This window comes from Mycobacterium sp. NGS39, assembly GCF_059812765.1.
Genome location: NZ_JCALDH010000008.1, coordinates 93183 through 105492 on the forward strand (window position 1 = coordinate 93183; position 12310 = coordinate 105492).

The following is a 12310-nucleotide window of genomic DNA, read 5'->3' on the forward strand; positions in this document are numbered from 1 at the left end:
TCTCGACCATGGCGGGCGGCCAGGGGAAGAGCCGGTCTGTAGGCTTCGGCGACGTGCGGTCTGGACGCCGACGCGGCTGGGCGTCGGCCCTACTTGTCGCGGCTCTCATGGTGGCGGCGTGCGGACACGACGCGACGACCACCGCCGATTCCACGCTGGTGCACACCCGCTCCGGCGCTCTGCGGGGCGCGTTCAGCGACGACCACGTGCTGTTCGCCGGCATCCCGTACGCGGCGCCGCCGGTTAAAGCACTGCGCTGGAAACCGCCGCAGCCGGCGCCGTCGTGGCCGGGAGTGCGTGATGCGTCGAAGTACGGCGCGCGCTGCGTTCAGGACCAGGCGAGCGACCGCGACTTCGGCCGGGCCGTCAGCGAGGACTGCCTGACGCTCAACGTGTGGGTACCGAAACCTCGTGCCGCGCAAGGTCTTCCGGTGATGGTATGGATTCACGGCGGCGGGTTCGTCAACGGCAGTGGCGACATCTACGACGCGCGCCGGTTGGCGGCACGCGGCGACATGATCGTCGTCACGTTGAACTACCGCCTCGGCGCGCTCGGCTTTCTCGCCCATCCGGCACTGGCCGACGCCGGCGACGTCGGCAACTACGGGCTGGCCGACCAGCAAGCGGCGCTGCGCTGGGTGCGCGACAACATCGCCGCGTTCGGGGGCGATCCGGACAAGGTGGCCGTCGCCGGTGAATCGGCGGGTGCGATGTCGGTGTGCGACCACCTCGTCGCACCTGATTCCGCCGGCCTGTTTCGGGCTGCGATCATCCAAAGCGGCCCGTGCCAGGCGCAAACCGACCGGGCCACCGCCGAACGCATCAGCCTCGATTATGCCGCGGCGGCGGGGTGTCGCGACCCGGTGCCGGCCGCGTCCTGCCTGCGGGCGCTGCCGGCGGAAAAGTTGATCGGGCCGCCGGTGTACTACCGCCTGGCCGGCGACGGCATCACCGGCCCCGTCACCGGGACGTCGGTGCTCCCGCGCGATCCGATGGCTGCGATCGCCCGGGGAGAGGCGGCGCGTGTTCCGGTGCTGGTCGGCACCAACCGCGACGAGTTCACGCTGTTCGCCGCGACGCAGTATCTGAAGCAGGGCCGGATGCCGGACTATCCGGGTGTGCTGGCCGATGCTTTCGGCGCTGACGCCAGCCGGATCCTGCAACAGTATCCGCTGAGCCGCTTCCCGGACGCGGCGCAGGCATACTCGACGGTCGCCACTGACGCTGTATTCGCCTGTCCGGCAACCCAATTAGCCGTCGGATTGCAGCGCGGTGCGAAGGTGTACGGCTACGAGTTCAACGACCGTGACGCACCCGCGCCGGATCTACTGCGGACGCTGCCGTTCCCGGTCGGTGCCAGCCACTCACTGGAGTTGCGCTACCTGTTCGACGTCGGGGGAGCGCCGCCGTTGACGTCGGCCCAACAGCGGCTGTCAGACCGAATGATCCGTTACTGGAGCAGCTTCGTGGCCACGGGCACACCGCGGGTGGCCGGCGCGCCGGAATGGCCGGCTCTTCAGGGCGAGCAGGGCCCGTGGATGTCGCTGCAGACGCCGGAGGTGCGCACGTTCATCTCGTTCAATCAGGAACACCAGTGCGGGTTCTGGGCGACGGTGCGCTGACCGCTTGGCTCGGGCCTCGCGAACGTGATCTCAGTGCGGGAGCAGGCGGCGTGTCGCCGCAGCTGGTTCACGTTCGCGGGGCTCGTCGTCAGGTCCCGGGGGAATTTGGCGGCGCACCCGATGTAGGGCATACTGTTCAGGTTGCCTTGCGCAGGGGCGGTGCCTTCGCGGACTGCCCGGCCAGGGCATACGACCGGCGCCCACACGGGCGCGTCCGGTCCCACCCTCGATCGCGACCGATTTTCCGGCCGCGTCTGAGGCTGCGTGCGGGCGACACACCCGACCGCGGGGGCCGGTGCACCAGGACAGGTGAACAGTGGCGGCACCGCGATAGTGGCGGCGCGACAGGAGTGAGGAAGAAGCGTGGCGGGACAGAAGATCCGCATCAGGCTCAAGGCCTACGACCACGAGGCGATCGACGCCTCGGCGCGCAAGATCGTCGAGACGGTCACCCGCACGGGCGCCAGCGTGGTCGGCCCGGTGCCGCTGCCTACCGAGAAGAACGTCTATTGCGTCATCCGCTCTCCGCACAAGTACAAGGACAGCCGGGAGCATTTCGAGATGCGCACCCACAAGCGGCTCATCGACATCCTCGACCCCACGCCGAAAACGGTCGACGCGCTGATGCGCATCGACCTGCCGGCCAGCGTCGACGTGAACATTCAGTAGGAGCTGGCAGACACCATGGCTAGGAAGGGCATTCTGGGCACCAAGCTGGGCATGACGCAGGTGTTCGACGAGAACAACCGCGTGGTGCCGGTGACGGTTGTCAAGGCGGGACCCAACGTCGTGACGCGGATCCGCACGCCGGAACGCGACGGCTACAGCGCTGTGCAGCTTGCCTATGGCGAGATCAGCCCGCGCAAGGTGAACAAGCCGCTGGGCGGGCAGTACGCCGCCGCCGGTGTGAACCCGCGCCGGCATCTGGCCGAGCTGCGGCTCGACGATCCGGCGGCTGTCGCGGAGTACGAAGTCGGCCAGGAACTGACCGCCGACATCTTCACCGACGGCAGCTACGTCGACGTGACCGGCACCTCCAAGGGCAAGGGCACCGCGGGCACCATGAAGCGCCACGGCTTCCGCGGCCAGGGCGCCAGCCACGGCGCGCAGGCCGTGCACCGGCGGCCGGGCTCGATCGGCGGCTGTGCCACTCCGGCTCGCGTGTTCAAGGGCACGCGGATGGCCGGCCGGATGGGCAACGAGCGCGTGACCACCCAGAACCTGTTGGTGCACAAGGTCGATGCCGAAAACGGCGTGCTGTTGATCAAGGGCGCGATACCCGGCCGTCGCGGAGGGCTGGTCATGGTGCGCAGCGCCGTCAAACGAGGTGAGAAGTAATGGCTGACACCCTCAAGATCGACGTCCGCAGCCCGGGCGGCAAGACCGACGGCACCGTCGAACTGCCCGCCGAGCTGTTCGACGCCCCGGCCAACATCGCGCTGATGCACCAGGTGGTGACGGCCCAGCGGGCGGCGGCCCGCCAGGGCACGCACTCCACCAAGACCCGCGGCGAGGTCAGCGGCGGCGGCCGCAAGCCGTACCGCCAGAAGGGCACCGGCCGTGCCCGCCAGGGTTCGACGCGTGCGCCGCAGTTCACCGGCGGTGGCACCGTGCACGGTCCGAAGCCGCGGGACTACAGCCAGCGCACACCGAAGAAGATGATCGCCGCGGCGCTGCGTGGCGCATTGTCGGACCGGGCCCGCAACGGGCGGATCCACGCGGTGACCGAGATCGTCTCGGGGCAGACCCCGTCGACCAAGAGCGCCAAGTCGTTCCTCGCCGAGCTCACCGACCGCAAGCGCGTACTCGTGGTCATCGGCCGTACCGACGAGACGGGGGCCAGAAGCGTTCGCAATCTGCCTGGCGTGCATGTGCTTTCGCCGGATCAGCTGAACACGTACGACGTGCTGCTGTCCGACGACGTGGTGTTCTCGGTGGAGGCGCTCAACGCATTCATCGCCGCGAACACCAAGGTCGAGACGAAGGAGGTGTCGGCCTGATGGCGACCGTGACCGACCCCCGCGACATCATCTTGTCCCCGGTGATCTCGGAGAAGTCCTACGGGCTGATCGAGGACAACGTGTACACGTTCATCGTGCACCCGGACTCCAACAAGACGCAGATCAAGATCGCGATCGAGAAGATCTTCAACGTCAAGGTGGCGTCGGTGAACACCGCCAACCGGCCGGGCAAGCGCAAGCGCACCCGTACCGGATTCGGCAAGCGCAAGGACACCAAGCGCGCGATCGTGACCCTGGCCCCCGGCAGCAAGCCGATCGACCTGTTCGGCGCGCCCGCGTAAGGGAAAGAGTTAGCAGAGATGGCAATTCGCAAGTACAAGCCCACGACGCCTGGCCGTCGCGGTGCCAGCGTCTCGGATTTCGCTGAGATCACTCGCTCCACGCCGGAGAAGTCGCTGGTGCGTCCGCTGCACGGGCATGGCGGGCGAAACTCACACGGGCGCATCACCACCCGGCACAAGGGCGGCGGCCACAAGCGCGCGTATCGCGTCATCGACTTCCGTCGCAACGACAAGGACGGCGTGAACGCGAAGGTCGCCCACATCGAATACGACCCGAACCGCACCGCCCGCATTGCGTTGCTGCACTACTTGGACGGCGAGAAGCGCTACATCATCGCGCCGCAGGGTCTTTCGCAGGGCGACGTGGTGGAGTCCGGCCCGAACGCGGACATCAAGCCCGGCAACAACCTGCCGCTGCGCAACATCCCGGCCGGCACCCTGATCCACGCGGTGGAGCTGCGTCCCGGCGGCGGTGCGAAGCTGGCCCGCTCGGCCGGGTCGAGCATCCAGCTGCTCGGTAAGGAAGGCAGCTACGCGTCGCTGCGCATGCCGTCGGGCGAGATCCGGCGCGTCGACGTGCGGTGCCGCGCCACGGTCGGCGAGGTGGGCAACGCCGAGCAGGCCAACATCAACTGGGGCAAGGCCGGCCGCATGCGCTGGAAAGGCAAGCGCCCCACGGTCCGTGGTGTCGTGATGAACCCGGTGGACCACCCGCACGGCGGCGGCGAGGGCAAGACGTCCGGCGGCCGCCACCCGGTCAGCCCGTGGGGCAAGCCCGAGGGCCGCACCCGCAAACCGAACAAGGCGAGCAACAAGCTCATCGTCCGACGCCGGCGCACCGGCAAGAAGCATCACCGGTAGGAGCGATAGGTAATGCCACGCAGCCTCAAGAAGGGCCCGTTCGTCGACGACCATCTGCTCAAGAAGGTCGACGCACAGAACGAGAAGAACACGAAGCAGGTCATCAAGACCTGGTCGCGCCGGTCCACGATCATCCCGGACTTCATCGGGCACACGTTTGCGGTGCACGACGGCCGCAAGCACGTGCCGGTGTTCGTCACCGAGGCGATGGTGGGGCACAAGCTCGGTGAGTTTGCGCCGACCCGGACGTTCAAGGGCCACATCAAGGACGACCGGAAGAGCAAGCGGCGATGAGCATGGCTTGCGCAGCGATGAGCCTCTTGGGCGAAGAGCCGCGAACCGAGAGCAAAGGGCAGCGATGACTTCTGTTGAGACGTACCCGAGCGCCACAGCCAAGGCGCGCTTCGTGCGTGTCTCGGCTACCAAGGCCCGCCGGGTCATCGACCTGGTGCGCGGCAAGCCGGTCGCCGAGGCACTGGACATCCTGCGCTGGGCACCGCAGCAGGCCAGCGGCCCGGTGGCCAAGGTGATCGCCAGCGCGGCGGCCAACGCGCAGAACAACAACGGGCTTGACCCGTCGACTCTCGTCGTCGCCACGCTGACCGCCGACGAGGGCCCGACCGCCAAGCGCATCCGCCCGCGCGCTCAGGGTCGTGCGTTCCGGATCCGCAGGCGCACAAGCCATATCACCGCGGTGGTGGAGAGCCGTCCGCGCCGCGACGAGCGGTCGGGGCGGTCGACGCGCGCGAAGCGGGCCGAGGCCAGCAAGGCAGCCGCGAAGAAGGCGGAGCCCGCGAAGAAGGCGGAGCCCGCGAAGAAGGCGGCGCCCGCGAAGAAGGCGGCGGCGAAGGCGCAAGAGGCTTCACAGGAAGCGAAGGGAGGCTCGCAGTAGTGGGCCAGAAGATCAACCCGCACGGCTTCCGGCTCGGTATCACCACCGACTGGAAGTCCCGCTGGTATGCCGACAAGCAGTACGCCGACTACATCAAAGAGGATGTGGCGATCCGGCGGCTGCTGGCCACCGGTCTGGAGCGCGCCGGCATCGCCGACGTGGAGATCGAGCGCACCCGTGACCGCGTCCGCGTCGACATCCACACCGCACGCCCCGGCATCGTGATCGGCCGGCGTGGCACCGAGGCGGACCGTATCCGCGCAGACCTGGAAAAGCTCACCGGCAAGCAGGTGCAGCTGAACATCCTCGAGGTGAAAAACCCTGAGTCGCAAGCACAGTTGGTCGCACAGGGCGTCGCCGAGCAGCTGTCCAACCGCGTGGCGTTCCGCCGCGCGATGCGTAAGGCGATCCAGTCGGCGATGCGTCAGCCCAACGTCAAGGGCATCCGGGTGCAGTGCTCAGGACGGCTCGGCGGCGCAGAGATGAGCCGCTCGGAGTTCTACCGCGAGGGCCGCGTTCCGCTGCACACGCTGCGTGCCGACATCGACTACGGCCTGTACGAGGCGAAGACGACGTTCGGCCGGATCGGCGTGAAGGTGTGGATCTACAAGGGCGACATCGTCGGCGGCAAGCGGGAGCTGACCGCCGCGGCACCGGCGGCGGATCGACCGCGCCGGGAGCGTCCGTCGGGCACCCGGCCGCGCCGCAGCGGCGCGTCGGGCACCACCGCGACCGGCACCGACGTGAGCCGGGCCGCTGCGGAGGAGGGCTCGCCCGCGCAGGAGGCTGCGGCGGCAGTCGAAACCGGTTCCGCGCCCGACGTTCAGACGAGTGGCACCTCGAATGAGTCAGGGAGCTGAGCCATGTTGATTCCCCGTAAGGTCAAGCACCGCAAGCAACATCACCCGCGTCAGCGCGGCATTGCCAGCGGCGGCACCACGGTCAGCTTCGGCGACTACGGCATCCAGGCCTTGGAACACGCGTACATCACCAACCGGCAGATCGAGTCGGCGCGTATCGCGATCAACCGGCACATCAAGCGTGGCGGCAAGGTGTGGATCAACATCTTCCCGGACCGCCCGCTGACCAAGAAGCCCGCCGAAACCCGCATGGGTTCGGGTAAGGGCTCGCCGGAATGGTGGGTCGCCAACGTCAAGCCCGGCCGCATCCTGTTCGAGCTGAGCTACCCGAATGAGGAGACCGCCCGGGCCGCGCTGACCCGGGCTATCCACAAGTTGCCGATCAAGGCACGCATCGTGACCCGAGAGGAGCAGTTCTGATGGCAGTGGGAACCTCCGCTGGCGAACTGCGCGAGCTCACCGACGAGGAGTTGGTCGAGCGGTTGCGGGAGTCGAAGGAAGAGCTGTTCAACCTTCGCTTCCAGTCGGCCACCGGCCAGCTGTCCAACAACCGTCGGTTGCGCACCGTGCGCCGCGAAATCGCACGCGTGTACACGATATTGCGTGAACGTGAGTTGGGGCTGGCCTCCGGCCCCGGCAGTGAGGAATCGTAATGGCAGAACAGGCTTCCGCCACGGGCGGCACTGGGACCGCAAAGCCGAAGGGCCCCAAGTACACTCCGCGCAAGGAGAAGCCGCGCGGTCGTCGTAAGACCGCGATCGGTTATGTGGTGTCGGACAAGATGCAAAAGACCATTGTCGTCGAGCTCGAGGACCGGGTGAAGCACCCGCTGTACGGCAAGATCATCCGGACCACCAAGAAGGTCAAGGCGCACGACGAGAACGGCGACGCCGGCATCGGTGACCGCGTTTCGCTGATGGAAACTCGGCCGCTGTCCGCGACCAAGCGCTGGCGGCTCGTCGAGGTGTTGGAGCGCGCCAAGTAGCCTCACCCGCGGCGCGCCGATGACGCCCTGCGCGCGGTTCTCGTTTGTATGATCGGGGCCGCCGCTTCGACGTAGCGGATGACGCAAGCCGGGTAGGTTCATGGTCCGAACTTTCGCAGTGGTGGCGGCCGTCGTCGTCGCCCTGACCGGCTGCAGCGGACCCCGCTCGGATCCGTCGCCAACCACGCGCCCACAGGCGAAGGTCGATCAACCCGGCGGCGTGGTCGCGGACAGCCCGCTGACGAATCTCGACTCGGCTCTGCGTGGCGCGGCGGCCTCGGCACGCGTGGTCACCTACACGTCACGGTCGGGCGTCAACGACTCCACTACTCACGTCAGCGCATCGATCTTCGTGCCCAAAGGCGACCCACCGCCAGGCGGGTTCCCGATCGTCGCGCTGGGTCACGCCACCGCCGGCACCAAGCCCGAGTGCGCGCCGTCGCTGTCCGCCGATCTGCACGGTTCGGCCGCAGTCGTGCAGGCGTTGTTGGGTATGAGGTACGTCGTCACCGTCTCCGACTACCAAGGACTCGGCAAGGCCGCGGTCGACGAGCACGCGTACCACCCGTACCTGGATTCCACAACGGCCGGCTACAACCTGATCGACGCGGTCCGGGCCGCGCGCAACGTGGTCGCGCACACCTCGGCGTCGTGGGCGGCGGTGGGCATGGACGAAGGCGGGCAGGCGGCATGGGCCGCCAACGAGCTGGCCGAGAATTACGGGTACGGCCTGAAACTCGTTGGCACAGCTAGTGTTTCGCCGATCGCCGATGTGATGGGACTCGTCGACGCCGCCCAGGCGGGGCAGCTCACCGATCCGCAGAAGCTGACACTGATCCGCTACCTCGCCGCGCTGAAAGAGGAGTTCCCCTACGACGTCAAGCTCGACAGTTACCGACGGGGTCTGGCCGTGCAGCTGTGGGACGACGCGCTCGGCTGCACCGGCCCGGCATCGGGCCGGCCGCCGAAACTGGCGCAGGTGGGCCCCGAGGATCTGCGGCCCGACGACACGGCGGCCGCCGAGACTCTGCGCGGCTACCTCCAGAAGACCAATCTTCCCCAGGGGCCGGCCCAGGCACCGATGCTGGTGGTGTACAGCGACCAGGATCCTTTGACGCCGGCAAGCTCGACGATGCGTGCACTGCAGGGGGCGTGCGCGATGGGCGACGTGATAACCATTCGGCGCGGCGGCGAAGATGCGGGGACTGGCGACGCACTGGCATGGATCGACGACCGCTTCCGCGGCCGGCCGGCGCCGGACGACTGTCAGTCGGTCATGCGACCCACACCGAGCCCCGGAAACCCATGACCAGCTCTGTGGCGACGCGAAACATGCAGCCATCCTTGATGATTCATGAGCGACGATGGCACTGACCACCGGCTGGCTGCCCATCGCGATCCAGGTTGTGACCGTCACCGTGCTGGCGGTCGCGGCCGGCTGGCGGTATTCGCGCCGCAAGGCAGTGCACTTGCTGGCCGCTGTCATGGTCGGGGTCGCGGTGGCGGCGGTTGTCCAACTGTTCGTCAGATACCAGGGCTGGGCCGGGAAGCTTCCGTCGTGGGCGACCGCGTTCTGGGTGGCCGCGGTGGGTTTCGCCGTCACAGTTCTGGTGCTGGGTTGGCGCGGCGCCGGCTGGCAGCGGCGGGTGGCCGCGGTGGCGGCGGTTCCGCTGTGTGTGGTCTGCGCGGCGTCCGCGCTCAACACCGCCACCGGTTACTTGCCGACGGTCGAATCCCTGTGGCAACGCGTGAGCGGAAGCCACCCGGCCGACTGGATCGACCAGGCCGCTCTGGCCGCGATGGTGCGCATCGGAGCCAAACCCGCGGCGGGGGCCTTCGTATGGGTCGAGATCCCTTCGGACAGTTCAGGCTTCCGTCACCGCACCGAGCTCGTGTACCTGCCCGCGGCATGGTTCAGATCCGATCCTCCGCCGCGGTTACCGGCCGTCATGATGGTCGGCGCGGAGTTCAGCCACGCGTCGGACTGGCCGCAATCGGCAGGCGCGGCGGACATTCTGCCGAAGTTCGCCGCACAGCATGGCGGTTATGCCCCTGTCGTCGTGTTTCCGGACTCGACCGGCACGTTCGACAACGACACCGAGTGTGTGAACGGCCCTCGCGGTAACGCGGCAGATCATCTCACCAAAGACGTTGTCCCGTTCATGGTGTCGCGGTTCGGCGTGAGCGCCGACCCGTCGAACTGGGGCCTGGTCGGCTGGTCGTCAGGCGGTACGTGCGCGTTGATGACCGCAGTGATGCATCCCGAGTTGTTCAGCGCGTTCGTCGACCTCGATGGTCAACTGGGTCCCAACGCCGGCACACAGCGGCAGACGATCGCCCGGCTGTTCGGGGGTGACAGCGACGCGTGGGCTGCCTTCGACCCGAAGACCGTGATCGAAAGACGCGGCTCGTACGCCAACATGTCGGCATGGCTTGGCGTGTCCGGCCAGATGCCGACCGTGTACCGGCCGGCGGGGAGCGGACCTGCGCCTGCGGAGGCGACGGCGGGCTGGGACCCGTACTCGGAACGCCACGCCGACAACGCGAACAAAATGTGCGCGTTGCTCAGTGCGCATGGAGTCGAATGCGCGGCCGTCGGCTACCCGGGCGGGCACGATTTCCCATCCGCCGGTGCCGGATTCGCCGCGTCGCTGCCGTGGCTGGCGGGCAAGCTCGGCACCCCGAACGTGCCCAGGATCGGTTTGCCGGGCGCCGGCTGACGCTCTGTCCGGCATCAGGCCGCGGTAGGACTGAACAGACTGATGGCAATCAGTAACGCCGCCGTTGATAACTTTTGCGCTGATCGGCACTGGCGAAGCATTCGGCTGGTTACCATCAGCGCTAATGAAATCAGCTAAGAGGTGGTTGCTGGGTGCCGCATGGTTGATGACGCTTGGGTTGGCCACCGGCTGGCCGCCGATGATCGCGTCCGCTGACGACGGGCTTCCCGCTGATTCCCCGACTCTCGCGTACCGGACGCTGGGGCTGGACCCGAGCTTGTCGTTCTACGGAACGCAGGGCACCCAGAACCTGACCGTTCCGGTTCCGCGGGGGTTGGTGCCCGCGTCGGTGAACGCGACAGTCGAGCTGCCGCCGAACCTGCGCACCGGCACGATCACGGTGTCGCAGGACGACCGCACGATCTCGCGGGTCGACGTGCCCAACACCGACCGGGCGCCGATTGTGATTCCGCTCGCCGGCGCGGAGATCGTCGACAACGCGGTCACCGTGGTCCTGCGCAGCACGCTGTTTCCCGTCGAAGGGTTCTGCCTCTACGACCCGACGATTCCGCTGCGGCTCGTCGACCTGTCGTTGACCTACGCCGGAGTGGAAGCCGCCCCGGCGGCCGTGGCCGACTTCTTGCCGCCGGTGCTGCAGAAGCTCACGATCTTCTTACCGGCCAAGCCCACCCGAGCCGAGTCCGATGCCGCGGTGCGCTTGACCGCTGCCACCGTGGCCCACTACGGCAAGCAGCCCACCGATGTCAGTGTGTTGCCGTTACCGGCGGACGCCCCGAGGCCGCCAGCACCGTCGCAGCCGCTGGAGCGCCAAGTGGTGATCAAGGAGGGCCCGGCCAGTGGGCTGACCCTGCAGGGCGGCACCGGCGTGCCGTCGTTGTTGATCTCGGGCCCGGCCAACGAGCTGACCAACCAGACCAGGCTGCTGTCCCGAGACATCTCCCGGTTGGCGCTGTCGTCGAAAGCCGTTGTGGGACCGCTGCGTTCGAGCCCGCAGCTGCCGCCCGACTCGGTGACGATCCGGGATCTGGGCCAACCCGGCGTCAACAGCACGGCACTGGCGCCGCAAGTCTCCATTGCGCTCGACCAGACCCGGCTCGGCCGTTCGGTGCGCAATGTCCGTGTGCACCTTCAGGGTTCGTACACTCCGTTGCCGTCGAGCGTGGCCGGCAGCATCGTCGTGGCGATCGGTGGGCAGACAATCGAGCGGTGGCCCGCCGACGCCGAGGGGGTAATCGACCGCTGGGTGAACATCCCCGACAACCTTCTGCTGCGCTACACGAATCTGGGGGTGGCGGTCGACATCGCCGGAAATACCGGCCGCTGCGGTGAGTTCCAGCCGATCACGCTGACCATCGACGGCGCGACGACGGTGACCACTCAGGCCGCGGTGCCGCCGGCTCCGCGCGGCTTCCAGTCACTGCCGCAGGCACTGCTGCCGCGGGTGGAAGTCGGCATCGGCGACGACGCGTTCGCCGACACGGTGCGTGCGGCGCAGATCATCGAAGGGCTGCAACGGCTGAGCTCGCTGCCGATGGACACGCACGTGACGTCGCTGTCCGAAGCGCGCAACTCCGCTCTGCCGGCGGTGCTGGTGGCCGCCAACGGTTGGGACGACGAACACCTCAAGCTGCCCGTCAGCGTGGGCAAAGGCAACGAGATCGGCGTGGCCGGATTGGACGGGACAGGCGGCGCCACGACCCTCACGCTCGATCCGTCTTTGCGATTCGCTTCGTTGCAGACGGTATACGACGGCAACCGCCCTCTGATCGTCGCGACCTCGACTGCTGCTCCCGCGCAAGTCGATACGTTGCTCGGCTGGCTGGATGCCGACGTGCGCCGGTGGGAGCGGCTGTCCGGCGAAGCGGTTCTGCAGCCGGAAGGGCGCGATCCGGTCCAAGTGCCGCCGGCGCCGGCCGCCGCCCGGGCGTCGTCGGGAGACGACGGCGGAGCCTGGGCTTGGTGGGCGGCCGGCCTTGCGGTTGCGGCGGGTGCAGTCGGCGCAGGCTGGGCCGTCCTGCGAAAGAGGCGTCGAGAACCGGGCGGCTGA

General features: G+C 68.0%; 15 protein-coding genes. All 15 read left to right on the forward strand.

Annotated features, from left to right (window positions below; translation table 11 throughout):
• Window positions 1-107: 107 nt before the first annotated feature.
• The 15 genes from AC5Y39_RS13005 to AC5Y39_RS13075 all read left to right on the forward strand — a co-directional run bounded on the left by AC5Y39_RS13005 (window position 108) and on the right by AC5Y39_RS13075 (window position 12310).
• Window positions 108-1622: a carboxylesterase/lipase family protein gene (locus AC5Y39_RS13005; RefSeq protein WP_500020371.1), complete on the forward strand. Its 1515-nt coding sequence runs from the start codon at window positions 108-110 to the stop codon at window positions 1620-1622.
• 363 nt (window positions 1623-1985) lie between these two features.
• Window positions 1986-2291 (forward strand): 30S ribosomal protein S10, encoded by a 306-nt coding sequence (rpsJ, locus tag AC5Y39_RS13010; RefSeq protein WP_003883485.1) that lies wholly within the window; start codon window positions 1986-1988, stop codon window positions 2289-2291.
• A gap of 15 nt (window positions 2292-2306) precedes the next feature.
• Window positions 2307-2960, forward strand: coding sequence for a 50S ribosomal protein L3 (rplC, locus tag AC5Y39_RS13015; protein ID WP_500020227.1), 654 nt, complete (start codon window positions 2307-2309; stop codon window positions 2958-2960).
• Entirely contained in the window at window positions 2960-3622 is a 663-nt protein-coding gene (gene rplD, locus AC5Y39_RS13020; protein WP_500020225.1) for a 50S ribosomal protein L4, read from the forward strand. The genes rplC and rplD overlap by 1 nt, the downstream gene beginning before the upstream one ends.
• Window positions 3622-3924, forward strand: a complete 303-nt coding sequence (rplW, locus tag AC5Y39_RS13025) for a 50S ribosomal protein L23 (protein WP_499965025.1) — start codon at window positions 3622-3624, stop codon at window positions 3922-3924. Before rplD ends, rplW begins: the two co-directional genes overlap by 1 nt.
• Before the next feature lie 18 nt (window positions 3925-3942).
• Complete coding sequence (gene rplB / locus AC5Y39_RS13030) at window positions 3943-4785, forward strand: 50S ribosomal protein L2 (RefSeq protein WP_499912287.1); 843 nt, start codon at window positions 3943-3945, stop codon at window positions 4783-4785.
• Between the two features lie 12 nt (window positions 4786-4797).
• Window positions 4798-5079, forward strand: coding sequence for a 30S ribosomal protein S19 (rpsS, locus tag AC5Y39_RS13035; protein WP_003925848.1), 282 nt, complete (start codon window positions 4798-4800; stop codon window positions 5077-5079).
• 64 nt (window positions 5080-5143) lie between these two features.
• A complete protein-coding gene (gene rplV / locus AC5Y39_RS13040) occupies window positions 5144-5677 on the forward strand; it encodes a 50S ribosomal protein L22 (protein WP_500020223.1) in 534 nt (177 codons plus the stop codon).
• Window positions 5677-6537 carry a 30S ribosomal protein S3 gene (gene rpsC / locus AC5Y39_RS13045; protein ID WP_500020221.1) on the forward strand — a complete coding sequence of 287 codons (861 nt, stop codon included), beginning with the start codon at window positions 5677-5679 and terminating at the stop codon, window positions 6535-6537. Before rplV ends, rpsC begins: the two co-directional genes overlap by 1 nt.
• Window positions 6538-6540: 3 nt before the next feature.
• Window positions 6541-6957, forward strand: a complete 417-nt coding sequence (gene rplP / locus AC5Y39_RS13050; protein ID WP_500020219.1) for a 50S ribosomal protein L16 — start codon at window positions 6541-6543, stop codon at window positions 6955-6957.
• Window positions 6957-7190, forward strand: coding sequence for a 50S ribosomal protein L29 (rpmC, locus tag AC5Y39_RS13055; protein WP_499912278.1), 234 nt, complete (start codon window positions 6957-6959; stop codon window positions 7188-7190). The genes rplP and rpmC overlap by 1 nt, the downstream gene beginning before the upstream one ends.
• The gene (gene rpsQ / locus AC5Y39_RS13060; protein ID WP_499912276.1) at window positions 7190-7522 is read left to right on the forward strand and encodes a 30S ribosomal protein S17; all 333 of its coding nucleotides are present in this window, start codon (window positions 7190-7192) and stop codon (window positions 7520-7522) included. Before rpmC ends, rpsQ begins: the two co-directional genes overlap by 1 nt.
• A 100-nt stretch (window positions 7523-7622) precedes the next feature.
• Window positions 7623-8831 (forward strand): lipase family protein, encoded by a 1209-nt coding sequence (locus AC5Y39_RS13065; protein ID WP_500020217.1) that lies wholly within the window; start codon window positions 7623-7625, stop codon window positions 8829-8831.
• A 55-nt stretch (window positions 8832-8886) separates the two neighbouring features.
• The gene (locus tag AC5Y39_RS13070) at window positions 8887-10242 is read left to right on the forward strand and encodes an alpha/beta hydrolase (protein WP_500020215.1); all 1356 of its coding nucleotides are present in this window, start codon (window positions 8887-8889) and stop codon (window positions 10240-10242) included.
• Between the two features lie 124 nt (window positions 10243-10366).
• A complete protein-coding gene (locus AC5Y39_RS13075; RefSeq protein WP_500020213.1) occupies window positions 10367-12310 on the forward strand; it encodes a hypothetical protein in 1944 nt (647 codons plus the stop codon).

Bases quoted from the DNA above. Each gene is read 5' to 3' on its own strand.
- AC5Y39_RS13005 (WP_500020371.1), top strand. From the start codon at position 108: ATGGTGGCGGCGTGCGGACACGACGCGACGACCACCGCCGATTCCACG.
- rplC (WP_500020227.1), top strand. From the start codon at position 2,307: ATGGCTAGGAAGGGCATTCTGGGCACCAAGCTGGGCATGACGCAGGTG.
- rplD (WP_500020225.1), top strand. From the start codon at position 2,960: ATGGCTGACACCCTCAAGATCGACGTCCGCAGCCCGGGCGGCAAGACC.
- rplW (WP_499965025.1), top strand. From the start codon at position 3,622: ATGGCGACCGTGACCGACCCCCGCGACATCATCTTGTCCCCGGTGATC.
- rplB (WP_499912287.1), top strand. From the start codon at position 3,943: ATGGCAATTCGCAAGTACAAGCCCACGACGCCTGGCCGTCGCGGTGCC.
- rpsS (WP_003925848.1), top strand. From the start codon at position 4,798: ATGCCACGCAGCCTCAAGAAGGGCCCGTTCGTCGACGACCATCTGCTC.
- rplV (WP_500020223.1), top strand. From the start codon at position 5,144: ATGACTTCTGTTGAGACGTACCCGAGCGCCACAGCCAAGGCGCGCTTC.
- rplP (WP_500020219.1), top strand. From the start codon at position 6,541: ATGTTGATTCCCCGTAAGGTCAAGCACCGCAAGCAACATCACCCGCGT.
- rpmC (WP_499912278.1), top strand. From the start codon at position 6,957: ATGGCAGTGGGAACCTCCGCTGGCGAACTGCGCGAGCTCACCGACGAG.
- rpsQ (WP_499912276.1), top strand. From the start codon at position 7,190: ATGGCAGAACAGGCTTCCGCCACGGGCGGCACTGGGACCGCAAAGCCG.
- AC5Y39_RS13065 (WP_500020217.1), top strand. From the start codon at position 7,623: ATGGTCCGAACTTTCGCAGTGGTGGCGGCCGTCGTCGTCGCCCTGACC.
- AC5Y39_RS13070 (WP_500020215.1), top strand. From the start codon at position 8,887: ATGGCACTGACCACCGGCTGGCTGCCCATCGCGATCCAGGTTGTGACC.
- AC5Y39_RS13075 (WP_500020213.1), top strand. From the start codon at position 10,367: ATGAAATCAGCTAAGAGGTGGTTGCTGGGTGCCGCATGGTTGATGACG.